Origin of the sequence: gamma proteobacterium SS-5, from assembly GCA_009497875.2 — a bacterium.
Classification (GTDB): domain Bacteria; phylum Pseudomonadota; class Gammaproteobacteria; order Chromatiales; family Chromatiaceae; genus Magnetovirga; species Magnetovirga frankeli.
This window is the reverse complement of the sequence record CP032508.2, coordinates 2,322,465-2,348,385: the sequence shown is the minus strand read 5'-3', so window position 1 is coordinate 2,348,385 and position 25,921 is coordinate 2,322,465. Positions and strand designations below refer to the sequence as shown.

Below are 25,921 nucleotides of genomic sequence, written 5' to 3'. Positions count from 1 at the left end.
TAATCAAACCCTATCGAAATCAGCCTTGATCGACAGCAGTGCCAAATCGTAACTGAACGATCTCAAAATCCAGCTGCTTCAGTTTTTGCGTGCCGCGGCGCTACAGGCTGCCTCAATCACCGAGTCAGAAACGAAATACCCCGCACGCTTGAGCCCAAGCAAAGGCGCACGGACATCGTCCAGCAACCCTCGTCGATAGGCCTCAACCAACAGCCCCGCCGTACCTTTGACCGGCAACCCATAGATTTGGTTAGCAATTCTACGGCCGCGTTTCTCATCCAGTATGACCAAACAGGGCGTAAGGCTTCGTGCCAGCGCGATGACAGCAGCTTCACCGGCATCCAACTCGGCAACCAGTAACGGATCAGGTTCGGGTGCCACACAGACATGGGCTGACCAGCGTGCATCTCCAATAGCACTTGCGCCTGGCTTACCCAAGCCTGCAACGGCCACCTCATGAAACACCTGCTGTGGAATCCAGAACTGGCCAAACAAGTGCGGCAACAGATCCAGTTGCCCCGTTAGTGACAGCGCCACCAATGGCCCAGAGTTGATGACTGCACAGTCAGCCAACATCAAGCAAATTCCCGAGCTAATTCATCGCCGCTCAAATCGACAACTGCCACACCGGCTCGGCTAGCCGCCATAAGAAATTCGACACGTCCCATGCCACAAAGCCTCCCTGCCTTTCCCGATGAAATACGGCCCTGCTCAAAAAGCTTCGCTGCCAACAGAAAACGGGCCTCTTCGGAAAAGTTGTCCGGCAGTTCTGCTGCTGAAGGCAATCCATCCACGGGGAGTTCCAGGGTCAACATGCTCACTTCGATCTCCTTAATGGCGTTTAGCCGAAGGCAACTCCGCCTGCTCCAGGCTCAGGCCCTGCTGGTCTTTGGCGGAGAGCCGGGGCGCTGCTGGCAGCGGCCAGTCTATACCGATCTGCGGGTCGTTCCAGATAATGCAGCGCTCGTGCTCGGGGGCATAGTAGTCGGTGGTCTTGTAGAGAAAATCCGCCGTTTCCGAGAGCACGACAAAACCGTGGGCGAAGCCCGGCGGCAGCCAGAACTGGCGATGGTTCTCCGCGTTCAGCTCCACCCCAACCCACTGGCCGAAGCTGGGCGAGCCCTGGCGAATATCCACCGCCACATCGAATACCTGGCCGCTGACCACCCGCACCAGCTTGCCTTGGGGTTGTTGGATTTGGTAATGCAGGCCACGCAGCACATGCTGCGCCGAGCGCGAGTGGTTGTCCTGGACAAAGTTGGCCTCGATACCTATGGCCTGCTCGAACTGGCGGCGGTTGAAGCTCTCGAAGAAAAAGCCGCGCTCATCACCGAACACCCGCGGCTCGATGATCTTCACCTCGGCGATGGCGGTATCTATCACCTTCATTGAATCGGCCCCTCCTGCAGCAGGCGCAGCAGATACTGACCGTAGCCGTTTTTCTCCAGGGGCCTGGCCAGTTCCCGCAGCTGCGTCGAGTCGATCAGGCCCTGGCTGTAGGCGATTTCCTCCGGGCAGGCGACCTTCAGGCCCTGGCGTTGCTCGATGGTCTCGATAAAGGCCGAGGCCTGCATCAGCGACTCGTGGGTGCCGGTGTCTAGCCAGGCCATGCCGCGACCCATGTTGACCACATTGAGCTGGCCGGCCGCCAGATAGTCCCGATTGATATCGGTAATCTCCAGCTCGCCCCGTGGCGAGGGCTTGAGCGCCTCGGCCTTGGCCACCACGCTGTTGTCGTAGAAATACAGCCCCGGCACGGCGAAGTGGGACTTGGGCTTGACCGGCTTTTCCTCCAGGCTCAGGGCCTCGCCGGCGGCGTTAAACTCGACCACGCCATAACGCTGGGGGTCCTGTACCGGGTAGGCGAACACCGTAGCGCCCTGCTCCTGAGCCATGGCCTGGCGCAGCAGTTGCTGCAAGTTGTGGCCATGGAACAGGTTATCCCCCAGGATCAGGGCCACCGGATCGGCGCCGATAAACGCCTTGCCGATGATAAAGGCCTGGGCCAGACCATCGGGGCTGGGCTGCACCGCATATTGAATCTGCAGGCCCCACTGACGACCATCGCCGAGCAGTTGCTCGAAGCGCGGAATGTCCTGGGGTGTGGATATGAGCAGGATGTCACTGATCCCTGCCAGCATCAGGGTGCTCAGGGGGTAGTAGATCATCGGCTTGTCATACACCGGCAGCAGCTGTTTGGACACCGCCAGGGTGACCGGGTACAGCCGGGTGCCGGAGCCACCGGCGAGGATGATACCCTTGCGTTTCATGTCAATTGTCTCCTGTTGAGCGGCCAACTTGGATGGGACGCAGAGGTCGCAAAGAAGCGCAGAGAGCGCAACGTGAAAAAATTTCTGTGAAACAACCTGACTGCCGCCTCTCAACCTGGGAGCTCCGAGCGCTGGCTCGGAGGTGCAAAGATCTGCTGGGCAGACACTCGTATGCCTTGCAACACCTCCCCGGATTTCGCTGCACAGGGATGTGCGAGTGTCCCGTGAGACAGGATGCTGATAGGGACCGCTTCGCTGCATCCGGGCTACGGGGCCGCCGAGTCCCGGTGCGACCAAGCAAGGCTTCATATTCCGAGGGAAACTCGCCTTAATGCCTCATTCTTCTCTGCGCCCTCTGCGCTTCTTTGCGTCCTCTGCGTCCTGATATTACGAACCGAGCAACTCATCTATCTGCCGGGCGGCATGGTAGCGCCAGTCGGGCAGGGTCAGGCCGAAGGCTTGGCGTAGTTTATCCGTGGCAAGGCGCGAGTTCAGCGGCCTTTGCGCCGGGGTGGGGTACTCGGCGGTGCTGATCGCCTTGACCTGCTCGGGGCCGACCTTGAGCTGGGTACCCCGCTGCTGGGCCTGTTGCAGGACAAAGCGGGCGTAGTCGCACCAGTTGGTCTCGCCTGCGGCCACCAGATGATAAAGGCCGGACAGGTGCCCTGCCCCCTCGCCCTCCTGTCTCAGCCGATACAGGCACAGGGCGGTGACATCCGCCAGCAGCTCGGCGCTGGTGGGCGCGCCCCACTGATCTGCCACCACGGACAGACTTTCCCGGCTGGCCGCCAGCTGTAGCATGGTGCGGGCGAAGTTTTTGCCACGGCTGGCATAGACCCAGCTGGTGCGCAAGGTCAGATGATGACAGCCGGAGGCGGCCAGCGCCTGCTCTCCGGCCAGCTTGGTTCGGCCATAGACCGACAGGGGGTTGCTGGCGTCTTCCTCGCTGTACCAGCCTGCGGCGCTACCGTCGAACACATAGTCGGTGGAATAGTGGATCAGCCAGACCCGGTGCTGGGCCGCCCAACGCGCCAGCTCGGCTACTGCATCCGCATTGATCCGCTGCGAAAGCTCCGGCTCGGACTCGGCCTTGTCCACCGCCGTGTGGGCGGCGGCGTTGACGATCAGCCCCGGCTGGAGTTGGTCCAGCAGGGGCACCAGGGTCTCGGGTTGGGCAAAATCCGCCCGATCCTGATCCAGCGCCACGACCTCGCCCAGGGGTGCCAGGGCACGTTGCAGCTCCCAGCCTAGCTGGCCGTTTTTTCCCAGTAGTAATATGTTCATTTCATAAACCGCAGATTACGCCGATTGTATTTTTTATTTTAACTTATTTGTCAGAGAGTTGCCGCGCAGCAACCTTGCTGTATCCCCGTTATATTGGGAGCTCCGAGCGCTGGCTCGGAGGTATTAAGTCCGAGCCAGCGCTCGGAGCTCCCAGATGACTACGCAAGGCCACCTCGGGCTCCAGCCTTCGCCAGACTCAGTGCTGCTTCCAGGCTACAACTTTCCTGATTACCCATGTATCTCAACCATTATCTTGGCTGGTCGTGCACGTCCTGGTGGGAGGTCGACTTTGCCGTGCGGCATAGGGCGGGCCGCGCCCGCCGCCAAGCCACAGCAATGAAGCCTGCCCCTAGTGGTTGCTCGGCGGCCACGGGCCGCCCTATTCGATTGGCTGAGATTTGTGGGTAATCAGGACAACTTTTGTAACCCTTTGCGTTCTTTGCGCTCCTTTGCGCCCTCTGCGTCCCTTTTTTGCTAACCCTGATACTGCTGGCTCAGCCAATCCCGATAAGCGCCGCTGGTGACATTAGCCACCCAGTCCTGATGCTGCAGGTACCAGCTCAGGGTTTTGCGGATGCCGGTATCGAAGGTCTCTGCCGGCCGCCAGTTCAGCTCGGTCTCGATCTTGCGTGCGTCTATGGCGTAGCGGCGGTCATGGCCGGCGCGGTCGGTGACAAAGCGGATCTGCTCACGATAGGGGCGGCCATCGGCGCGTGGCCGTTGCTCGTCCAGCAGGTCGCAGAGCAGCTGGACTATGTCCAGGTTGGCCTTCTCGTTGAGCCCGCCGATGTTATAGACCTGCCCCGGCCGTCCGGCCTCCAGCACGCGGCGGATGGCGCTGCAATGGTCGCTGACATAGAGCCAGTCGCGAATCTGCTGGCCATCGCCATAAATCGGCAGATCCTTGCCCTGCAGGGCGTGGTGGATCACCAGGGGAATGAGCTTTTCCGGAAACTGAAAGGGCCCGTAGTTGTTGGAGCAATTGGTGGTCAGCACCGGCAGGCCGTAGGTGTGGTGATAGGCGCGCACCAGGTGATCCGAGGCCGCCTTGCTCGCCGAGTAGGGGCTGTTGGGCCGATAGGCATGGTCTTCGGCAAAGGGGGGATCGCCCGGCCCCAGGGAGCCATAGACCTCATCGGTGGACACGTGCAGAAAGCGAAACTGATCCCGCGCCGTGCCGCGCAGTTCATTCCAGTAGCCGCGCACCGATTCCAGCAGGCGAAAGCTGCCGAGGATGTTGGTCTGGATGAAGTCCTCCGGGCCGTGGATGGAGCGATCCACATGGGATTCGGCGGCAAAGTTGACCACAGCGCGAATCTCATGCCGGCGCAGCAGCTCCACCGCGACCTCACCGATATCGCCCTGGATGAATCTATGCCGCCCATCGCCCTCCAGCCCCGCCAGGTTCTGCCGGTTGCCGGCATAGGTCAGCTTGTCGAGATTGACGATGGGCTCGTCGCTCTGCGCCAGCCAGTCGAGGACGAAATTGGCGCCGATGAAGCCAGCGCCGCCGGTAACCAGGATAGTCATGGATGCTCAGTGTTCCTGTTCAGTGTTCTTGTGGATCGTCGTTTTTCGGAGATTCTAGCATCACCGCTTGTGACCGATCCCCATAAAGTGATTGAATGCAGGCTTCACCGTCACGGCACAGAGGCAAAAACGCAGAATGAAGATCATCAGTTGGTCCGTGCAGTACAGCGTCGGGGTGGATGAGCTGGACCGGCAGCATCAGAAAATCATTCACCTAATCAATGAATTGTCTGACTGCCTGGGGACAGACAGCGAGATCGCCACCGCCTCCAGGGTGCTCAACGAAATGCACAGCTACATCATGGAGCACTTCGGCCTGGAAGAGCGCCTGCTTGGCAGCGCCCGCTACCCGCAGCTGGCCGCGCACAAGGAAGGCCATAACCGCTTCATCAACCAGTTCTCCCACCTCTGCGCCGAGGTGGACAGCCAGAGTGCCAACGCCGTGCCCCACCTGCTGGCCTACCTCAACGACTGGTGGAACACGCACATAATGCAGGAAGACATGCAGTACAAGCCGCTGCTGGGCAGGCAGTAGCGCCCTATCGGACAGGGAGCGCCCCCACTCCTTCGCCCTGCTCGGCGGCGAGGGGCGGACGGGTGCCTTGCGGCTTGCGTGCTAATGGCTGAATTTTGCCGCACCCCTTGCCAATCCATCCTGCAGCGGCTTTAATCGTCGGTCCTACGAGCCGGCGATCGTCCCATGCCCAAAAAGCTGATCCGCAAATACCTGCCCGACCCCGTTACCCTCAAAGGGCACAGGATCATGCGGGTATTCGGCCGTCTGATCCACGACCCCAACCTGTTTCACCTCAACCGCCGTTCGGTCTCCGGCAGCGTCTTTGTCGGCCTGCTCTGCGCCCTGCTGCCCATCTTCCCGCAGATGCTCACCTCCGCCGCCCTGGCCATAGTGCTGCGCGTCAACCTGCCCATCTCGGTGGGCCTGGTGTGGATCACCAACCCCTTCACCATCCCCCCCATCTTCTATGCCTGCTACCGCATCGGTGCCTGGCTGCTGGGCGAGCCGACCCGGATCGAGGGCTTTCGCATGAGCCCGGAATGGATCGAATCCGTGTTTGGCCAGATCTGGCAGCCCCTGCTGCTGGGCGGCCTGGTCTGCGGCCTGATCAGCGGTGCCCTCGGCTTCATCCTGGTACGCCTGTTCTGGCGCTGGCACGTCCTCAACGACCTGGCCCAGCGCCGTGCCCGGCGCAAGCTGCGGCACCAGTCGCAGCCTGCTGAATAGGGGGCGTCCAGTCAAATCGATAACAACCGATACCTCGTTTGACGCCATGTTCTGAGCATGGGTTTGATCATGGCACGCTGCGCCACTGACCCCGTCCCGCCGGCCTTTTACCCAGCCAAACAGCTTTCCCGCCCATTTTGCGCTAGAATCAACCAGGAGCGCGGCTCACCCTATACAGCACAGCACCTTATCCAGACCTGGCAGACCCCTATGCCCCTTGCCCTCATCATTAAACAGCTGGAATGGCTCCTGGGTGCCTCGGAGCTTTCCTCCGAGCGGCTCACATCCCTGCTCAGCCGCCGTTTTCACAGCGCCTATTTCAGCCGTTATCGGCGCATCCTGATTTACCAGCGCATCCGCGTCATCTCTGCCCTGTTTGCCCTGCTCACCCTGGCCTGGATCCCCATCGACTGGCTCCTGCTGCCGACCCAGACCGCCCTGGGGCTGACCGGTCTGCGCCTGCTCTCGGCGGGGCTGTTCCTGTTTCTCGCCCTGACCGACTCACAACAGAGCGAGCCCTGTCAGTTCCGCCTCACCCTGCTGTTCATCAACCCGCTGCTGTTCTATCTGGCCGCATTGAATCAGTTGCAGGGGCTGGATGTGGCGGGCTGGGGACAGTATCTGGCCGAGGTGTACGGCCTGCTGCCCTTTATCGCCCTGGCCGGTCTGTGCATCTTCCCCCTGACCCTGCTGGAGAGCCTGGGGCTGGGCCTGTTGCCGCTGCTGGCCACCCTGGTCAGCCCCGTCCTGGTCAGCGATCCCAGCCAATATGGCTTCATCTCCCACGGCTGGATGCTGGTCCTGATCCTTGGCGTGACCCTGCTGGCCACCTCGATCCAGCTCAACTTCATGCTCTCCCTGCTGCACCGCATCAGCTACGACCCCCTCACCCGGGTATTCAGCCGCAGCACAGGCAACGAGTTGATCGACCTGTACTTTCATCTCTCCCTGGATCAGGAATCCCCCTTCGCCCTGGCCTTTGTCGATCTGGACCGGTTCAAATCCATCAACGACGACTACGGTCACGAAATGGGCGATGAGGCCCTGCGCAACGCCGCCCACGCCCTGGGCCAGCAGTTTCGCCGCTCGGACATGGTGATCCGCTGGGGTGGCGAGGAGTTTCTGGTGATCTTCCCCAATACCGACATGGCCGGGGTGAGGCTGGTGCTGGAGCGCCTCAGCCAGAACTGGCTGGGCCAGCGCCCCGATGGCGCACCCCTGACCGCCAGTATCGGCGTGGCCGAGCGCCTCAGCGACGGCATCAATGACTGGCCACAGCTGCTGGAACTGGCCGACAAGCGCATGTATCAGGCAAAGCAGACCGGCCGCGCCAAGGTGGTTTTGAATGCAGAGCAGGAGATCCGCTCACCCCAGACCGAGGGAGGCAGCTGATGCAGATCATCGTCCTCAATATCCCCCCCAGCACCTCGCTACAGGAGTTACGGCGGTTTATCCGCAGGGGGCTGTTTGGTCCCCTCGCCTTCTGGCGGGACGACGGGCTGATCTCCTGCGATATCATCGACATCCAAGATACAGCGCAAGGCGTGGAGGAATCCCATGGCCTGGTGTCCCTGGCCGACCCGGACGCCGCCCGGCGCATTATCCAGCGGCTTGATGGGCGTCGATTCAAGGGCCAGCCGGTGCAGGTACGCGAGTTCCACAACCGCACGCCGGGCGATCAGCGTATCAACCAACTGCTTGCCGATGTCGAGTCCCCGCCGGAAAATCGCCGTGAGGGCCTCAAGCTGAAACGGCGTATCGGCCTGCAAAAGAAGAAAAAGCGCCCCAGCTTCTTCAAGCTCTACGACCAGCGCAAGAGCGCCCCCTTCACCCCCCGTGAGGACGATGAGGGCTGAGGCTCAGGCCAGTTGCCGGGCCATCTTGTAGCCGTTACGACCGGCCGCCTTGGCGGCGTAGAGGGCCCTGTCGGCCTGCCGCTTGAGCAGGGCCTCATCGCCACCGTCCTCGGGATAGAGGGCAATGCCGATGCTGGCGGAGATACGCGCCTGGCCCTCGGCCAGCTCGAACGGCTGGGACAGGGCCTGGTTGATGCGCACGGCGATCTCCTCGGCCTCCGCCGCCTGGTTTAGGTCCGCCAGGATCACGGCAAACTCGTCTCCGCCCAGTCGCCCCACCGTATCCGCCTCACGCACGCAGCCCTCCATGCGCGTTGCCACCTCGCCCAGCAGGGCATCCCCGGCGGCGTGCCCGAGTTCGTCGTTGACCCCCTTGAACCAGTCAAGATCGACATAGAGCAGGGCAAAACTGCGCCCATGCCGCCGCGCCGAGGCCAGGGTGCTGTCCAGCCGGTCATCAAACAGGCTGCGATTGGGCAATTGGGTGAGCTTGTCGAAATTGGCCCGACGCAGAATGATCTCCTCCGCCTCCTTGCGCCGGGTGATGTCGGTAAAGGTGGCCACATAGCGGCCCAGGTCCGAGGCCTGGTCAATGGTCGCAATCGACATGGAGGCGATGTATATCTCGCCGTTGCCGCGGCGGTTCCATATCTCCCCCTGCCAGCGCCCCTGGGTCTCCAGCTGGAGCCACATGGCGGCGAAAAAATCCGGCTCATGCCGACCGGACTTGAGCAGGTGCGGGTCCCGCCCCATCACCTGCTCCGGGATATAGCCGGTAATGGCGCTAAAGGCCGGGTTGACACGGATGATGCGGTTATCCCGGTCGGTCACCATAATCGCCTCGGCGGCGTTATGGAACACGGTATCGGCAATCAGCCGCTCCTTCTCTGCGGCGGAAAGCTCCTGATCACGCGCGGCGATGGTCTGCACCTGCTCCCGGTTGACCGACTCCAACAGGGCCAGGTGGTGATGGGTGCGCCAGGCGACCAGATGACCAAGCCCGGAGATCAGCACAAAGCCGATAAAATACAACAGCATGGTCTGAGTTTTGCGTTCACCGGCAATGGCCATCAGGTCCGCCGCCGGCATGCTCACGGAGATGCCGCCACGTATATCCCCCAGCGCGTAGCCCTGTTTTTCATGGCATTCCAGACAGGCCTGCTTGACCATCAGGGGTGCCATGTAGCGATGCACCGGGCCGGGAAAGACGCCGCCGCCATCGGCAAAATAGGCCATGCGTTCGCGCAGGCCTGCATGCTGAAACAACCTGAGGGTCTCCGCTTCCCAATGATCGGGCCGATTGGCCGGGCGTATCGGCTTCAGGCTGGTGATGTTCAGGCGTATTCCCTGGGTCTTTTGCGCCAGCTCGGCGATCTGCCGGGTCATATAGGCCGGATTGATCATGGTCAGCACTCGGCCGTGCTGATCGGTGATATCCCGCCTCGGATGTTCAAGATACTCGTTGGGCAGATTGTCTTCATTCACCAGCACATAGACACCACCGTGGGCGGCATTCCAGCCACGGGTCAACTCAACCAACTGAAACAGCACGGCACCGCGCTCGCGGGCAATGCTGCGGATATCCCGATCGATCTCGCCCAGGCTCAGATACAGGGAGACACCGGCCAGCAAGGCCGCCAGTAGATAGATGCCAGGGACCACCATGCGATAGGTGATCAGGCAGCTCATATCCTTCAGATCAGCGTGCAGAAAATTCATTTATGCGCCTTATGGCATCTGCAATCGGGCCGGTGCGAGCGGGGCGGCACACCGGCTGCACGGACAAGGAACCGCCCCGCAATCACCTGACCGGTAGGCCCGCTCCTCCCAATCAGTGTAGCCCAGAAAGCCAGGCTGAGGGATTCGACGTTTGCCCCGTTTTCTGCTACCCAACCCCGGATTCCGTGGTGCATAGGGCGGCCCGTGGCCGCCGTGCCGACGAGGTGGGGCGCTGCTGGCCCAGCTGAATCGGCCCAGCGGCGGGCGCGGCCCGCCCTATGCGGTGCTATGATTGGCCGATGAAACGCAAAAAACTCCCTGCTGGCATCTACACCTTCGCCAAGATCCGTGGCGAGGACTATTACTATGTGGACAAAACCCCCTTTGCCCTGCAGTTGATCGAAGAGGGCAGCTATTACTTCCTATCCCGCCCACGCCGCTTTGGCAAATCCCTTTTTCTCGATACCCTGGCCGAGCTGTTTCAGGCCAATGAGCCGCTGTTTCGCGGTCTCTATGCCCATGAGCACTGGGATTGGGGCATCAAGTATCCCGTTATTCGCCTGAGCTTTGGCGGTGGCCTGATGCGCGATCGGGCGCAGCTAGAGGCCAAGTTCCGCGAATTGCTCGACATCAACCAGGCCAAGCTGGGCATCAGCTGCCGCCAACCCACCGCTCCGGGCTGTTTTGCCGAGCTGATCCAGCGTGCCGCGCAAAAATACGGCCAGCGCGTGGTCATTCTGGTGGACGAGTACGACAAGCCTATCGTGGATAACCTGACCCAACCCGAGCTGGCCCGTGAGATGCGCGATGGCCTGCGCAATTTCTACTCGGTAATCAAGGACAACGACGCCCAGATCAAATTCGCCTTCATCACCGGCGTTTCCAAGTTCAGTAAGGTGAGCATCTTCTCCGGCCTGAACAATCTGGAAGACATCACCCTGAATGTCGGCTATTCGGCGATCTGCGGTTATACGGAAGATGACCTGGATGAGGTATTCGCCCCGGAGCTGGAAGGCCTGGACCGGCAACAAATTCGCGATTGGTACAATGGCTACAACTGGACCGGAGAGGCGGTGTATAACCCTTTCGACCTGTTGTTGTTACTGCGCAACCGTCAATTTCGCGCCTACTGGTTTGAAACCGGCACGCCGACTTTCCTCATCGACGTCCTCACCCAGCGCCACGCCTTCAGCCCCAGGATCAGCGCCTGGCACGCCACCGAGGCACTGCTATCGCGCTTTGATGTGGACGACATGGCCACCGAGGCCCTGCTGTGGCAGACCGGGTACTTGACCATCCACGGTCAGCGTCAGGTGGGCGCTGCCCGCGTCGAATACCGGCTCGGCTATCCCAATCTGGAGGTGGAAAGCGCCCTCAACGAGGCCCTGCTCAGCAGGCTCTACGGTAACGCCAGCCTGGCCAGCGAGTCAGTCAGCCGTCTTTACGATACCTTGATGAGCGGCGATTTCGAGCAACTGCGCCAGCACTTCCACAGCCTCTATGCCGGCATCCCCCACGACTGGTACCGCAACAACCCCATCACCCAGTACGAAGGCTACTGGGCCAGCGTCTTCTACAGCCACTTCGCCGCCCTGGGGCTGGATATTCGGTTAGAAGACGCCACCAATCAGGGCCGTCTCGACATGGCGCTGCTATTCAATGGCCAGGTCTGGCTATTTGAATTCAAAGTGGTGGAGCTGGTGCCGGAGGGCAAGGCGCTGGGGCAGCTCAAGGCCAAGCATTACGCTGAAAAATATCTGAGCCTCAAGCAGCCGATTCACCTCATCGGCATCGAATTCAGCAGGGAGCAACGCAATTTGGTGGGGTTTGAGGTAGAGTCCCTGGCCTGAATTCATAGCCGAACGAGAGGGCATCATGAAAGCACGGCTTGGTCTGGCAGCTGCCTTTGCTGGCTGCTGGTTTGTCGGCAACGCGGTAAGCGCCACCAACGACATCTACCCCGGCGACTACTTCCCCAGCGAACCGGGTGACCGCATCCTCAGCCTCTATGCCTACGACCGCACCGCCGTCGGGCCCTACGCCAAGGGCACCAAGCAGGGCGATGGCAAGCTGACCGGCCAGATCGCTGCAATGCGGGGCGTCAACACCTTCGAGCTGGTCGGCATGACCGCTACCTCGGTAGTGGCTCTGACCTGGGCCGACTTGTCAGCCAGGCCGGTGACCCTGGCCAATGCCCTCGGCGGCAACACCACCGGCTTCGGCGATCTGCGCCTGGGGCTGACGGTGTGGCCGATCAAGGATCGTCACAACGCCAACTATCTGGGCCTGAGCGCCATGGTCATTGCCCCGACCGGCCGTTACGACAGCGGCCAACTGCTCAACTACGCGGAGAACCGTTGGCGCTTCGTCTTGTCAGGCGGCTGGCAGAAGGACCTCACCCCCAAATGGTTGTTCGAGCTTTCGCCCGAGCTGACCCTCTACGGCGACAACGACGACTACAACGGCGGCAATCGGCTGGAGCAGGATCCCGCCCTGGCCCTGACCGGCTACCTGCGTTGGCGAGTCAAGCCGGCCTTTCACCTGCACCTAGGCGGCCAGCTGAATTGGGGCGGCGAGGCCAGGCTTAATGGCGCGGCGCTCGACAACCCGCCGGAGAACAAGCGCGTCAACCTCGGTGCCACCTGGTTCCTGCCCGGCAAGCAACAACTGATCCTGCGCTTTGCCAGGGAAGTCGATGTCGAAAACGGCTTTCGCACCCAGCGGGAGATCGCCCTGCGCTACCAGAAGGGCTTCTGAAGCGGAAACTACCCAGGCAACACGGCCCCTACACGCCTGCGCGGGCTGTCAGCTTTGGTCAGGTTCGGTCAGCTTCAGGCTGATACCATCACCGGATGAAACGCACATCCCCAGCCCCCTGTGTTCGGACGCCGGTCGGCGTGAGGCCTGGCCGGGTGCGCGTTACCACCGGCCCCACCACCCTGCTCGCGCCGCCTGAGCATGCCTAAGCGGTCTTGGATAACAGTCGGCTTGCTCCTGGCCCTGCTCATCCTAGGGGGCCAAGCGGCCCATGCCGACCGGGTCGAGCTCTCTGCGGACACCCCGCGCATCGACCTGGACCAGGGCCAACTGAGCTATTTCCGCGACCCGACGACAAAGCGGACGGTTGCCGAGGCCCGTGCCGCGTACCGGGAACAAGGCTTCCAGGCCCTTCCCGGCAACCTCGGCCTCGGCTTCACCGGCGATGCCGTCTGGCTGGCGGTCGAAGTAACCCGCCCGGCCGATGCCCCGACCGACTGGGTTCTCGCCCTCGAGCCCCCCACCCTGGACCTGGTCGAGCTCTACCAATTCCACGGCGAGCAGATGCAGCGACAGATCAGCGGTGATGGCCTGCCGGTGGCCCATCGCGCCCTGTTTCATCGCACACCGGCGTTTGCCCTACAGCTTCAGCAAGGCCAGACCCTGTTGCTGCTACGCATCAAGACCAGCAGCCAGGTAACGGCCATCCCGGTCCTCTCGCAACGGGCCGCGTTCGAGCAGACCCAGGTAATGAGCAGCCTGGTGTTCGGTCTGTTTTTCGGTGCCATGGTCCTGGTCCTGCTCTACAACCTCGTGATCGCGTTGCTGATCCGGCAATCCATCTACCTGCTCTACTGCGGCTACATCCTGCTTCAGACCCTCTCCTGGTTCAGTTACGACGGCCTGCTGGGACTGTACCTGCTACCGGACAACCCCCTGCTGGCCAATCAACTCCTCGGGGGCTTTCTCAGCCTCCACATCGCGTTGAGTATTTACTTCTATGCCCGGCTGTTGAAGGTGGAGCGTCGCCACCGCTTCTCGCGCATGCTGTTGCTGTACTGTTATCTGGCCGGAAGTGTCGGCAGTGTCAGCGTCTTTTTCGGGCTTTTTCACTGGGTACTGCCCTGGATCATGGCGGCGGTGGTCCTGTCGTTTCCGGCCTTGGCCCCCCATGCCGTGCGCTTCATCCGCAGCGGGGGGCGGGTGGAGCAGATCTTTGGCGGCATCTACCTGCTGTTCGCCTTCATGGTACTGAACGATGTGCTGGCCTCCTTCTCGCTGCTGCCGGCGAGCCTCTGGTCGGCCTATTCCGCCCAGATCGGCCAGTTGATTCACGTACTGGCACTCCACCTCGCGCTCTACTACCAGGTCCGCCTCGGGGAACGCCAGCGCGACGAGGCCCACATCAAGCTCGAGATCGCCCGTCATGACGCCGAGGAGGAACGCAGCCGTCGGCGCGAACAGGACCAGCTCCTGCAGATGATCGGCCACGAGGTGCGCACCCCCATCGCCATCATTGTCTCCACCCTCGAATCCCTGCAACTGATGGAGCAGGAGGCCAACGACGACCCCGACAAGGCGCTGCGCTACCAGCGCATCCAACGCGCCGTGCAACGCATGGAGATCCTGATGCAGCTGGTCGGTGTCAATGCCCGTGCCCTGCGGGAGGACGCGTATCAGATACGGATCGAATCGGTTGACCTGCGAAGGCTCTGTCGCTCCGCGCTCGACCTGCTGGTGGAAGGCGCCGAGCGCATCACGCTCGACCTGCCGCCGGACTGGAGCCCCCAGGTCCGGGCCGATGCGCAGATGCTGAGCTTTGCCGTGCTCAACCTCTACGACAACGCGCTCAAATACAGCCTCACCCCGGAAGGCATCGAGGCCGACCTGCACCCCCTGCGCCAGGGCGATCGCGACGGCGTCTGCCTGCGTATCTGTAACCCGGCATCACCCCTGGCAGCGGGCATGGAAGAGCGCATCTTCGAGAAATTTGTGCGCATCGACGAGCACGCCAACCAGCCCGGCCTGGGCCTGGGCCTCCACCTGGCCCGGCGCATCGTCGAGCAACAACAGGGCTGGCTGAAGGCGCGTAACGCGGGCACGAATCGCGTCTGCTTCGAACTCTGGCTGCCGATCGACAGCGGGGGTGAGGCATGAAGATCCTGTTCGTCGAGGACAACATCGATTTCCGCGATGAGATCAGTTATCAGTTGGGCCATCTCGGTTACCAGGTGATCGCCCTGGATCAGGGTCAAGACCTGCTCGACTGGCTCGACAGCCATCCGGCCCCGCCGATACTGCTGCTCGACCTGGGCCTGCCCGATATAGATGGCCTCGACCTGTGCCGACAGCTGCGCCGGGACTACCCGAGCATGATCATCATCATCCTGACGGCGCGCGGCGAAGCGGATCAGCGCGTGGAAGGCTGGGAGGCCGGGGCCCATGCCTACCTGACCAAGCCGGTGTACTTCAAGGAACTCCAGGTCGTGCTGGCCAACCAGCAGCAACGCCTGGGGCAGCACGAGCAACCCTCGTCCGGCTGTTGGCGCTTAGAGGTACAGACAGGCTGGCTGGTTAGCCCCCAAGGCCAGGGAGGCGAAATCACCTTCATCGAAAGCCAACTCCTGCAGGGCCTCGCCGGGCAGGACGGCCAACCCGTTAGCCGTGATGCCCTGGTGCGCGCCCTCGGCGAGCAGCCCTGAGAATACGATATGCGCCGCCTGGAAGCCAACCTCAGCCGGTTACGCAAAAAACTCGTCGAACTCGGCGGCGACAAGCGGCTGATCCAGTCGGTACGCGGCAAGGGCTACCAGTTCAAGGGGTGTATCGACTGCGAATGAGAATCGGGGTCAGACCCCAGTTACTCCGCAACGAAAAATCGGGGCCAATGTTTAAAACAATTCTGGGCCGTTCTTCCCACCGGCGCAGTAGGTGCATCCTAAATCCGATAGGTTCCTAGGTCTGAGTACCGACGAAATGGGCATCAAGTTCATCCAGAATCGCCAGACCTTCCGCCGGGTCACCCCGTTGCGCGGCGGCCTTGAATTGGGTCAGCAGATCATGCTGGGCCAAGGCAATGGTGGCCAGTTCATCCAACAACCGGTTGACACTGGTGTGACGGCTGGCCGCCAACTGCTTCAAGCGGGCGTGTTTATCGTCGGCAATGCGCAGGGTGACTACAGACATCAGAAAGCCTCCTTCAGTAACTCAGCGGGGGAGCGAATGTGTATCCCCGGAAAACGCAATTGGCCTTGGCGGAAATCGGATCGGTTATGCGTCACTACGACCTCTGCCTGAGCCGCAACGGCCAGTTCAATCAAATGGTTGTCGGCCTCATCAGTGAGGTTGGGTCGCCAGAGGTAATAGACCTCGGTCATCTGACACACCGACAAGAACGCATCCAGCAAGGCAGCACGCTTATCTTCGTTGATCGGGCAGCCAACGAACAAGGCGGCTCTGCCCATGACGTCCCGATACTCGGCAAAAAGCGCCAGTGAGATGCAGGGGTGCAAACCTCCGCTCAGACAGGCACGCAACAAAGCCCTCGATGCGCCCGTACGGCTACGCAACGCGGAGACAAACACATTGGTATCCACCACCACCTTCATGGGTTCATGCTATCACTGGCGATAGCACGCAACAAGCGAATGGATCCGCGCCCCCTGGCAGCCTGACCGTCATGGGGCTGGCTGGCGGCAACCTCGGTGGCGATAAAGGGTTGATCCAGTCTGTTCACGGCAAGGCCGCCTGTTTCAACGGGCGTATCGGGCGTGCGGGAGTGAAAGACGCTGCTACACCCATCGCTCAGGTTCTTGATTAAAGTGATCTGCCATATTTTTCAGTAACCCACTGTATTTGCAGTAAAACAAAAATATTTACATGTAAATCAGTCGGTTATTCTCAGGTTTCGTCAGCCTTTCTGTTGTTTCCTTTGCTACATTCCAATCACATTGCTTTTTGGGCAATTGGATTCTGCCCCGTTCAGGCTATCCCGATGCGGAAAAAAGGACGTAACTCATTGTTTAGATAGTTTAATTCATTTTTTAAGACAACGATACCCTGATGAGCCAAATTTCAGTGGCCAGTGCTAGATATCCCGAGTCTCTCGGGCCTGGGGAAGGTAAGGCTGCCCATGCAGGGCATAAAACCGGATCGGACTTCAGCCCGACAACCGCCCCCCAGGGCAACCACCAGCCGCCGGCCCTCAACATCCAGGCCGATCCCGGCCTGTGGCACTGGCTGGCCGCGCAGAACATCAGCCTGGCGCTCACCACCTACCAGAGCAACCGTCTGTTTCTCATCGGCCGTAAGGACGAGCCAGGGCGGCTGGCCGTGCAGGAGCGCCTGTTCGACAAGCCCATGGGCCTGCACTGGCAGGCCGAGACCGACACCCTGACGCTGGGCTGCCGCTACCAACTCTGGCAACTGGCCAATCGCCTGCCCGCAGGGCAGAGCCACGAAGGCGGCGACCGCCTCTACGTGCCGCGCCAGAGCTGGATCACCGGCGACATCAACGCCCACGATGTGGCGATTGACCGTGAGGGCCGGCTGCTGTTCGTCAACACCGACTTCAGTTGCCTCGCCAGCCTTAACCCCGACTACAGCTTTGCGCCCATCTGGCAACCGCCCTTCATCAGCAAGCTGGTCGCCGAAGATCGCTGCCACCTCAACGGCCTGGCGCTGCAGGAGGGCGAGCCCACCTGGATGACCGCCTGCAGCGCCACCGACGAGGCCGCCGGCTGGCGCAACCACCGTCAGGATGGCGGCGTGGTGCTGCACATCCCCAGCAACCAGATTGTCGCCACGGGGCTGTCCATGCCCCACTCGCCGCGCTGGTATCAGGGCAAGCTCTGGCTGCTCAACTCCGGCAGCGGCGAATTCGGCTATCTGGACAATGAGCGCTTCGTGCCGGTCACCTACGCCCCCGGCTTTGTGCGCGGCCTGGCCTTTCACGGCGATTACGCCATCGTCGGGCTGTCGCAACTGCGTTCCACCAGCTTCGGTGGCTTGTCGCTTGAGCAGCGCCTGGCCGCCGATCAGCAAACGGCCCAGTGCGGCCTGGTGGTGATCGACCTCAACAGCGGGCAGATCGTCCACTGGTTGCAGTTCGCCAGCCTGGTGGAAGAGCTGTTTGACCTGGTGGTCATCCCCGGCACCCGCCAGCCCCGCGCCCTGGGCCTGCAGGACGATGCCATCGAGCGACTGGTGAGCTTCCCAGGCAGTAACGGCCTGGTCATCACCAAACCCAGCGTTCACCGCCCCGGCCAAACCCCGGTGCCGGTGGCCGGTCTGCCCCGTCCAGAGCCAGCGGTCGATAGTGCCGCCCCAAGCCTTCTCTACCAGCGCGTCTATCACCTGACGCCGGGAAACCTCAAGCCCTACGCCGCCCTGTTGCAGCCGGGCCTGCTACAAGGCTGGGCCAGCCAGCCACCACAGGGCGAGCTTTTCGGTCTCTCCGCCGCCGTGGATGGTGCCTTGGTGGGCCTGGCCATTGCCGAGCGCACCCCGGACGGCGCCCAACTGCGCTCGCTGGCGGTGCTGCCCCAGTGGCAAGCGCAGGGCGTGGCCGAGCGCCTGCTGCACGAATTACAGAAAAGCATGGGGATTCCCGTGCAATCCGTTCAACTATCTGAAGACTAACTAACCCTGGAGGTTATCACCATGGCCAACCCCACATTCTCAAAAACCAGCGGTACCGGTAAAGCAACACTAAACATCTCAACCCATACCACTCCCACCGATTTTTCTGAGGCAATGGTTGTCAACAGTGACGGCTCAATTATTTTGGCAGGCAGTACGGCCAATGCAACCCGGAGCGGTTCTTACAGTTTTGCCCTGGCAAAGTATGCGCCAAACGGCACGCTTTATACGACTTGGGGAACAAATGGCGTCACCGTGCCATTGATTGCTACTGATTCGGGTTTTGGGAATGACCAGATTCGCGCCATGGCCCTTGATTCCGATGGAAAAATCGTCGTTTCCGGCATCAGCTCGAATGGCGCCAATACCGACTTTACCGTTGCCCGATTTAATGCCGATGGAAGCTTTGATACCACATTTAATACCACTGGATATGCACAGATAGCGTTTGATGGAGACACGACAAATAATACGACTAACACAGACGGCGCTAACGATCTCGTCATTCAGCCGGATGGCAAGATTCTGGTTGTTGGATACACCCAAAACGGAACTAGTGATTACGAACTAGCGATGGCTAGATTCAACTCGGATGGAAGTTTAGATAACACGTTTGGCACTGGTGGCAAGGTCATCACGAACACCAGTACTAGCGACCGAATTTATGCGGTTTCACTGGATAGTTTAGGCAATATCTATGTGGCTGCGCCTTATGAGGGAGGTCCGGGTTTTTCTATCGTTAAATACACCAGCGCAGGCGCTATAGAAACAACATTTGGCACCAATGGGGTAGTGCAAACAGATTTTGGTGTCATAGAGTCCGGCCTAGATATCTCCGTAATGTCCGATGACAAGCTGCTTGTATCCGGCCTTACCTTGAATACTACTACTTCAAGATACGATTTTGCCATGGCCAGATACAACGCCAATGGCACACTGGATACAAGCTTTGATACGGATGGCATCCTGACTACAACTAGCGGAACCACCAGGATGGATGACGTTACCCACTACGTTGATACCACCAACGGACATATCTATGTTGGCGGCATGATAATTGTTGATTGGAGCAACAATTCTTACGATTTTGCAATCGTGCGGTACAACTACAACGACGGCAGCCTGGACACCAGTTTTGGCACTGATGGTATCGCCTCTATTGATTTTGCGAATGATTGGGATACATTCAAAGATATAACCGTCTCAGGTGAAAAAATATTGATCACCGGTAGTGCGACAACAACGAACGGTTCTGACATGGCGATTGCCCGCCTGAACGCCGACGGTACCCTGGACACCACCTTTGGCGCAGCCGCCACCGTTAACAGCCTGGACGGTACCCCCAGTTACACCGAAGATGGTGCGGCGGTCATACTCGATGCCGATGTGGAAATCTCCGATGACGACCTCAACGGCACTAACTTTGACGGCACAACCCTGACCCTGGCCCGCAACGGCGGTGCGGCGGCAGAAGATCAATTCTCGGGTGCCGGTATGGTCGCCGGTCAGGCCAGCGGCACGGTCACCGTCTCTTCCACCGATATTGGCACCTATACCTGGACCGGCGGTACCCTGGTAATCAGCTTCAACACCTCCGCCACGCAAGCCCTGGTCAACGAGGCGATGCAGGCCATCGCCTACAGCAATAGCAACGACACCCCGCCGGCCTCGGTGCAAATTGACTGGACCTTTGACGACGGCACCAGTGCGCAAGCGACCGGCAGTACCACCGTAAGTATAACGGCCAGCAACGATGCGCCTACCGTGAGCAATCTCAGCGGTGAAGCCCCCAGTGGCAGGGTCGATGTGGCGACCACGCTCGATGTTGACGGCAACGCGGCCATCAGCGATCCAGATTCGGCCGATCTCGACACCGGCACCCTGACTATCACTACCGCCAGCGGCACCGCCGATGGCAACCTCAGCCTCGATGGTACCAACGCCAAGGCGGGGACTACGGAGGGCGCTGCAGACGGCACACTGGTTGCCGGGGATACGGTCTATGTCGGCACCACCGCAGTTGGCACTGTCGATGGCACCAAAACCGGTCAGGCCGGCGCGGACTTGACCATCACCTTCAACGCCAGCGCCACCCCGAGCCTGATCAGCACCCTGGTGCAGAACCTGGCCTACACCACCGCGACGACCGGGACACGCACATTCGATGTAGCGGTGAGCGATGGCGATGGCGGCACCTCGACCACCTCGACGGTGACCCTGACCGTCAGCCCAGCCCCCACGGTGGTCAACACCGGTGGCGACGCGGTACAGGTCACCGAAGGCGGTGCCACCGACAGCTATACCCTGGTGCTCGACACCGCCCCCACCGACGATGTCACCATCACCCTGACCACGACCAACCAGGTCAGTGTCGATAACAGCACCCTGACCTTCACCACGGCCAACTGGGACACGCCGCAGACCGTCACCGTCACCGCCGTCGATGACAGCATCGGCGAAGGCCCGCACTTCGGTGCCATTACCCACAGCGTCAGCAGCAGCGACGGCGCCTACAATGGCTTGAGTATCGACAATGTCTCGGTGCAGATCGCCGACAATGACCTGCCGGTGGCCAATCCGGCCTACCAGGCGGTGCAAGACAATCCCTTTGACTTGACTGCCTTTGCATACTTCCCCAATCTGACCTTCGTTGATATCGATGGCGATGGCGACCTAGATGCCTTTGGTGGAAACGATAGCCGTCTTTCGGGTACGACGGGCCGTGTCCTGTTTTTTGAGAACATCGGTGACGCTACCAACCCGGCCTTTGCGGCGCCCAGTTCCAACGTCTTCGGTTTGTCTTCATCGACCCTGTACTCCAATGCCTCCCCGACCTTTGGCGATATCGACGCCGATGGTGATCTGGATGCCTTTCTGGGAGATGTCAACGGCTGGTTGCACTATTTTGAGAATACCGGCTCGGCGACCAGCCCCGCCTTTGTTGCGCCGGAAACTGCCAGTCCATACAACCCCTTTAGCCTGCCGAATTCTAGCAGTTACAGCCAACCCGAACTTGTGGATATAGATGCGGATGGAGACCTTGATCTTTTCGTTGGTCTAGATGCCGGTACTACGCTGTATTACGAAAACACCGGCGATGCCAATAGTCCCACCTTCGCCACCACCGCGGTCAGCACGCCGTTCGGGATTCCTGACATCGGCGGCGTGGCATCTGGAGAAGCGGCTTCCCCTTCGTTTGCCGACATCGATGGCGACGGCCTCCTGGATGCCCTGATCGGTGCAGACGATGGCAACCTGTATCTCTTCAAAAATACCGGCAATGCCACCACCCCAGATTTCAGCAGCACCGCCGTTACCAACCCCTTCGGCCTGGCCGATGTCGGCTCCAAATCTACCCCCGCCTTTGCAGACATAGACGGCGATGGCGACCTAGACCTGTTCATCGGGGAATATTACGGCGATGTGCGGTACTACCAGAACGGTGAAACCAAGTACGACCCGGTGTTTGGCACCGGCTCCACCCAGGTCTCGGTCTTCGCCTATCCCGATCTCAATGGCACCGATTCGTCCCCTGGCACAGGCAACGAAAACGCCAACCTGGCCAGTATTGTCCAGAAGATCATCAACGATGGCGGTGACTACACCCTCGACACCTCCATCACCGACTTTGCCGCAACAGACTTTTCTACCAAACTCAACGCCAGCGGCTTCTTCTTCATGACCGACATGGAGAAAGCCGACCCAACCAGCACGGCGTTCCTGCCGACTTCAGCGCAAACCACGATTCGTGATTGGGTCAGCAGCGGCGGCGTTATGATGATGACTGCTACTGGCGGTTCGGATGACACCACTTTTCTGAACAGCATCTTTGGCTGGGATCTGACGACAGAGACTGGGACAACATGGGGCCTCAACACCACCAACGCTGCCGGCACACCCTTCGCGGGCGGCCCGGCCAGCCTGGACAACCCCAGTGCCACGGACGCCATCGGTAAGGGCACCGTATCCAGCTTCAAACCCATATACGGCACTGATGCCAGTGCCACGGTCGCCACCATGACCTACGGCTCGGGCACCGTCATCTTCCTCGGCTACGATTACTACGATTCAGGGTTTGCGGGAACGGGTTTTATCGACAACACCCAGTACACCGTGGATGTGTCCGATGGTTTCGAGAACACCAACGCCTGGGTTACCGAGATGATCCCACGGGCCATGCAGTACTCGGCCAACCTGTCGTCGGGCTACAGCCTGACCCAATCGGGCGCTGCCCTGACCGCCAACGACAGCATCCCGGTATCCGATGCCAATACCACCGATACCGTCAGCGTCAGCGTGACCGCGTTGGCCACGCAACAGAAAGACAGCGGCGGCAACAACGTTGCCTCACACGCCTCCACCCCCGACAACGCCACACTGCTGGCCATGCTCTCCGTCAGCCCCACCCCGGTCATCAACAACAGCAGCACCCAAGGCACACTGAACTGGAGTTTCGACTCTGGCAGCACCACCTTCGGCTACCTTGGTGCCGGCGAACAGTTGGTTCTGACCTACACCCTCACCGCCAATGATGGCGACGGCGGCACCGCCACCAAGGACCTGGAATTCGCCATCAACGGAGCCAACGATATTCCTGTGCTGGCCAACCTTAACGGCGATGCCCCCAGTGGTGCCATTGACACCGTCATCGCCCTGGACGCAGATGGCGATGCCAGCATCAGCGACATCGACTCGGCCGATTTCAACACCGGTACCCTGACCGTCACCACCACCAGCGGCGGCACCACCGATGGTAACCTCAGCCTGGACGGCACCAATGCCAAGGCGGGAGATGCTGAGGGTACAGCCAATGGCACGATCGTCGCGGGTGACAAAGTCTTTGTCGGCGCCACCGAAGTGGGCACCGTTGGCAATACCGATAATGACGGTCAGGGCGGCAACACCCTCACCATCACCTTCAACGCCAGCGCCACCCCGACCGAGGTCAACACCCTGCTGCAAAACCTCAGCTACACCAGCAGCACCGGCGGCACACGAGAGTTCGCCGTGGTCGTCACCGACGGCGACGGCGGCACATCCGCCACCTCCACCGTCAGCCTGACCCTGAACGCCAACACCGCCCCCGAAATCACCAGCAACGGCGGCGGTGAAACGGCAGCGCTCAACGTCACCGAAAACACCACCGCCGTCACCACCCTCACCGCCACTGATGCCGACAGCGACACGGTCACCTACAGCCTCAGCGGCGGCGCAGACCGGGCCAAGTTCAGCATCAATGCCAACAATGGCGTGCTGACCTTTGCTGAGCCCCCCGACTTCGAGACGCCCACCGACAGCGATACCAACAACAGCTACCTCGTTGAAGTCACCGCCAGCGATAGCAACGGCGGCACCGATGTGCAAACACTGGCCGTAACGGTAACCGACGTGGATGAAACCCCGCCAACACCGCCACCACCCCCTCCGGCGCCGGAACCAGAGCCCGAGCCTGAGCCTGAGCCTGAGCCTGAGCCTGAGCCCGAGCCTGAGCCGGAAACCGAGACCGTGGATGGCACCTCGGTCAGCACAACCACCACCAACAACGGCGGCAGCACCACGACCACCACCTCGGTGCCCATTGTCGAGCCGGAGCGCGAGGAAGAGATCGACGCCACACCCCTGGCCGACATCCCCCTGGTGCAGGGTAATGACGGTGAACCCGTGCTGCAGGTCAGCCTGCCGGTGGGCGTGGGCGTTACTGCACAATCGGTCACCGGCACCAATGCCGGCACCCTGCGTGATCTGCTCATTGCCGCTTCCAATCCACGGGTTGACGAGGAGCAGGTGTTTGACGAGATCCTCCAGGCCGGTATCGACGCCTATGTGCCCACGGTGCAGAACGAGCAAGAGGTCACGGTCCGCACCGTAACGTTCGAATCCAACGGCAGCGTACCCACTCAGCCGATACGGGTCACCGGTGCCACCGGCACCGGTGAGGACGACGAACAAAACCCCAACCGCCAGGAGGCCCTGGTGATCGACGTGAGTAACCTGCCCTCGGGCACGGTGATCGAGTTCGACAAGGTCGAGTTCGCCATCATCATCGGCGCGGTTAGGGTTTCGGGGGGCGAGGGCCGCAACTTCGTCGTCGCCGATGACGACAACCAGTACATTGTCCTGGGTGAAGACGATGACGTCCTGCGCGGCGGCGGCGGCAAGGACACCGTCGGCAGCCTGGGTGGTGCGGATCAGTTGTTCGGTGATGCAGGCAACGACACCGTCTTCGGCGGCAGCGGTAACGACAGCCTCAGCGGCGGTAGTGGGACAGACAAGCTCAACGGCGGCCTGGGCATTGATACCGCCCTGCTCAGCGGCAACCGTGCCGATTACAGCATCGAACTCATCGGCAACGGACAGGTCAACCTCACCCAGCAAACCAGCGGCGAGACCACCCGCCTGTGGGACATCGAACGCCTCCAGTTTGATCAGGGCGATAGCCTGACCCTGGCCCACAGCGCCAACGAGGCCCTGGGCCAGCACCTGATCAGCACCTGGCTGGGACGCGACCCGACCGCGGCCGAGGCCGAAGCCATCCAAAACTGGCAAGGCGAGGGACAGGTCATCATCGACGCCTTCCTGCGCTATCTGGCCCCGGCGTCGGTACAGGCCCTCAGCCAAGAGGAATTGCTTGCCGGGCTGGCGGACAACCCCAACATCCTGCGCCTGGACGCCATTCGCGCGGTCACCGGCAGCCCAGGTGACGACCGGGCCGAACTGCCCACCGGCCTGGGCCTGCGCATCGACGGCAGCGGCGGCCATGACGTACTCGGCCTCAACGCCCCGCGCAGCAACCTGCACCTGGAGGCAAAGAACGGTCAGTTGGAACTGACCCGACTGGACGATGGCAGCATGTACCTGCTGAGCAACATTGAAATGCTCAGCTTCAGCAACGGCGATACCCTGGTGCTGGCGCACAACGGCGTCGAGGCCATCATCGCCCGGCTCTACCAGGGCTTTCTTGGCCGCAACGCCACCGAAGCCGAGTGGAGCGCCGAGCGGGCCTATATCCATAGCGACCAGGCCGATGCCAACGACCTGCTGGCCCGCTTCCAGCAGCAGGCCAACACGGCAAACCTGGACGATGCCGGCTATATCCAGCAGCTGATACAAAACACCCTGGGCCGGGCGGCCACCACAGCCGAACTCAGTACCTACCAGACCAAGCTGACCGACGGCAGCCTGGACCGGGGCTGGCTGGCGGTGGAGTTGGCCGCGTCCGAGGAGGCGGCAGCGGCCATCACTGGCGTGATGCAGTTCGACGGCTGGGTGTAGGACCAGTAGTGGGATCAGCGGCGGGCGCGGCCCGCCCTATCGGCCTTTTCTGGTGCCCACGCGCTGCGTGGGTACCCAGGGGCGACGCGCTGCGTCGCGAGTCGCACTGGACTGGGACCAACCCCGGATTCCGCCCTTCGACAGGCTCAGGACGGCGCTGCACTCCATCCGGGCTAACACTCACCTCCGAGCCAGCGCTCGGAGCTCCCAGGATGCGTTGCAACGGCAAGGGTGTTTCACAGCAAGTCCAGACATAGCCGATCCATAGCGCCACAACCCATAGGGCGGCCCCTGGCCGCCGTGCCGTTGTAAAGATGTCCTGGTCAAGGCGCCTAGGCCCAGCAGCGGGC

20 protein-coding genes are annotated in these 25,921 nt (G+C 61.1%); 11 read left to right on the top strand and 9 right to left on the bottom strand.

Annotated features, from left to right (window positions below):
- Nucleotides 1-78 precede the first annotated feature (78 nt).
- The 6 genes from D5125_15910 to rfbB form a co-directional block, all read right to left on the bottom strand.
- The gene (locus D5125_15910) at nucleotides 79-576 is read right to left on the bottom strand and encodes a DUF3368 domain-containing protein (protein ID QFY90823.1); all 498 of its coding nucleotides are present in this window, start codon (nucleotides 574-576) and stop codon (nucleotides 79-81) included.
- Nucleotides 576-815, bottom strand: coding sequence for a UPF0175 family protein (locus D5125_15905; GenBank protein ID QFY91200.1), 240 nt, complete (start codon nucleotides 813-815; stop codon nucleotides 576-578). Before D5125_15905 ends, D5125_15910 begins: the two co-directional genes overlap by 1 nt.
- A gap of 16 nt (nucleotides 816-831) precedes the next feature.
- Nucleotides 832-1,389, bottom strand: a complete 558-nt coding sequence (rfbC, locus tag D5125_15900) for a dTDP-4-dehydrorhamnose 3,5-epimerase (GenBank protein QFY90822.1) — start codon at nucleotides 1,387-1,389, stop codon at nucleotides 832-834.
- Nucleotides 1,386-2,270 (bottom strand): glucose-1-phosphate thymidylyltransferase RfbA, encoded by an 885-nt coding sequence (gene rfbA / locus D5125_15895; GenBank protein ID QFY90821.1) that lies wholly within the window; start codon nucleotides 2,268-2,270, stop codon nucleotides 1,386-1,388. Before rfbA ends, rfbC begins: the two co-directional genes overlap by 4 nt.
- Nucleotides 2,271-2,657: 387 nt before the next feature.
- A complete protein-coding gene (gene rfbD, locus D5125_15890; GenBank protein QFY90820.1) occupies nucleotides 2,658-3,554 on the bottom strand; it encodes a dTDP-4-dehydrorhamnose reductase in 897 nt (298 codons plus the stop codon).
- Between the two features lie 474 nt (nucleotides 3,555-4,028).
- Entirely contained in the window at nucleotides 4,029-5,084 is a 1,056-nt protein-coding gene (rfbB, locus tag D5125_15885) for a dTDP-glucose 4,6-dehydratase (GenBank protein QFY90819.1), read from the bottom strand.
- Between the two features lie 136 nt (nucleotides 5,085-5,220).
- Here rfbB and D5125_15880 point away from each other — a divergent pair, with 136 nt between their 5' ends.
- From D5125_15880 to D5125_15865, 4 genes are all read left to right on the top strand, one after another.
- Entirely contained in the window at nucleotides 5,221-5,619 is a 399-nt protein-coding gene (locus D5125_15880) for a hemerythrin family protein (protein QFY90818.1), read from the top strand.
- Nucleotides 5,620-5,784: 165 nt separating this feature from the next.
- A complete protein-coding gene (locus D5125_15875) occupies nucleotides 5,785-6,327 on the top strand; it encodes a DUF2062 domain-containing protein (GenBank protein QFY90817.1) in 543 nt (180 codons plus the stop codon).
- 210 nt (nucleotides 6,328-6,537) lie between these two features.
- The gene (locus D5125_15870) at nucleotides 6,538-7,719 is read left to right on the top strand and encodes a GGDEF domain-containing protein (protein ID QFY90816.2); all 1,182 of its coding nucleotides are present in this window, start codon (nucleotides 6,538-6,540) and stop codon (nucleotides 7,717-7,719) included.
- Nucleotides 7,719-8,183 (top strand): RNA-binding protein, encoded by a 465-nt coding sequence (locus D5125_15865; GenBank protein QFY90815.1) that lies wholly within the window; start codon nucleotides 7,719-7,721, stop codon nucleotides 8,181-8,183. Before D5125_15870 ends, D5125_15865 begins: the two co-directional genes overlap by 1 nt.
- Nucleotides 8,184-8,186: 3 nt before the next feature.
- Here D5125_15865 and D5125_15860 read toward each other — a convergent pair whose 3' ends face one another.
- On the bottom strand, nucleotides 8,187-9,902 hold the full coding sequence (locus D5125_15860) for a diguanylate cyclase (GenBank protein ID QFY90814.1): 1,716 nt from the start codon (nucleotides 9,900-9,902) through the stop codon (nucleotides 8,187-8,189).
- Between the two features lie 299 nt (nucleotides 9,903-10,201).
- Here D5125_15860 and D5125_15855 point away from each other — a divergent pair, with 299 nt between their 5' ends.
- From D5125_15855 to D5125_15835, 5 genes are all read left to right on the top strand, one after another.
- Nucleotides 10,202-11,752, top strand: a complete 1,551-nt coding sequence (locus D5125_15855; protein ID QFY90813.1) for an ATP-binding protein — start codon at nucleotides 10,202-10,204, stop codon at nucleotides 11,750-11,752.
- A gap of 25 nt (nucleotides 11,753-11,777) precedes the next feature.
- On the top strand, nucleotides 11,778-12,659 hold the full coding sequence (locus tag D5125_15850; GenBank protein ID QFY90812.1) for a transporter: 882 nt from the start codon (nucleotides 11,778-11,780) through the stop codon (nucleotides 12,657-12,659).
- Between the two features lie 231 nt (nucleotides 12,660-12,890).
- Complete coding sequence (locus D5125_15845) at nucleotides 12,891-14,816, top strand: sensor histidine kinase (GenBank protein QFY90811.2); 1,926 nt, start codon at nucleotides 12,891-12,893, stop codon at nucleotides 14,814-14,816.
- Entirely contained in the window at nucleotides 14,813-15,361 is a 549-nt protein-coding gene (locus D5125_15840) for a response regulator transcription factor (protein QFY90810.1), read from the top strand. Before D5125_15845 ends, D5125_15840 begins: the two co-directional genes overlap by 4 nt.
- Before the next feature lie 9 nt (nucleotides 15,362-15,370).
- Nucleotides 15,371-15,499, top strand: a complete 129-nt coding sequence (locus D5125_15835; protein QFY90809.1) for a winged helix-turn-helix domain-containing protein — start codon at nucleotides 15,371-15,373, stop codon at nucleotides 15,497-15,499.
- A 115-nt stretch (nucleotides 15,500-15,614) separates the two neighbouring features.
- On the opposite strand, the gene D5125_15830 is transcribed toward D5125_15835, so the two are convergent.
- Both D5125_15830 and D5125_15825 read right to left on the bottom strand, forming a co-directional pair.
- Nucleotides 15,615-15,845 (bottom strand): toxin-antitoxin system HicB family antitoxin, encoded by a 231-nt coding sequence (locus D5125_15830; GenBank protein ID QFY90808.1) that lies wholly within the window; start codon nucleotides 15,843-15,845, stop codon nucleotides 15,615-15,617.
- Nucleotides 15,845-16,267 (bottom strand): putative toxin-antitoxin system toxin component, PIN family, encoded by a 423-nt coding sequence (locus D5125_15825; GenBank protein ID QFY90807.1) that lies wholly within the window; start codon nucleotides 16,265-16,267, stop codon nucleotides 15,845-15,847. Before D5125_15825 ends, D5125_15830 begins: the two co-directional genes overlap by 1 nt.
- Before the next feature lie 454 nt (nucleotides 16,268-16,721).
- On the opposite strand from D5125_15825, the gene D5125_15820 reads away from it, so the two are divergent.
- Together D5125_15820 and D5125_15815 are read left to right on the top strand one after the other, a co-directional pair.
- Nucleotides 16,722-18,299: a TIGR03032 family protein gene (locus tag D5125_15820; protein QFY90806.1), complete on the top strand. Its 1,578-nt coding sequence runs from the start codon at nucleotides 16,722-16,724 to the stop codon at nucleotides 18,297-18,299.
- Nucleotides 18,300-18,320: 21 nt separating this feature from the next.
- The gene (locus D5125_15815) at nucleotides 18,321-25,571 is read left to right on the top strand and encodes a VCBS repeat-containing protein (GenBank protein QFY90805.1); all 7,251 of its coding nucleotides are present in this window, start codon (nucleotides 18,321-18,323) and stop codon (nucleotides 25,569-25,571) included.
- Nucleotides 25,572-25,921 lie beyond the last annotated feature (350 nt).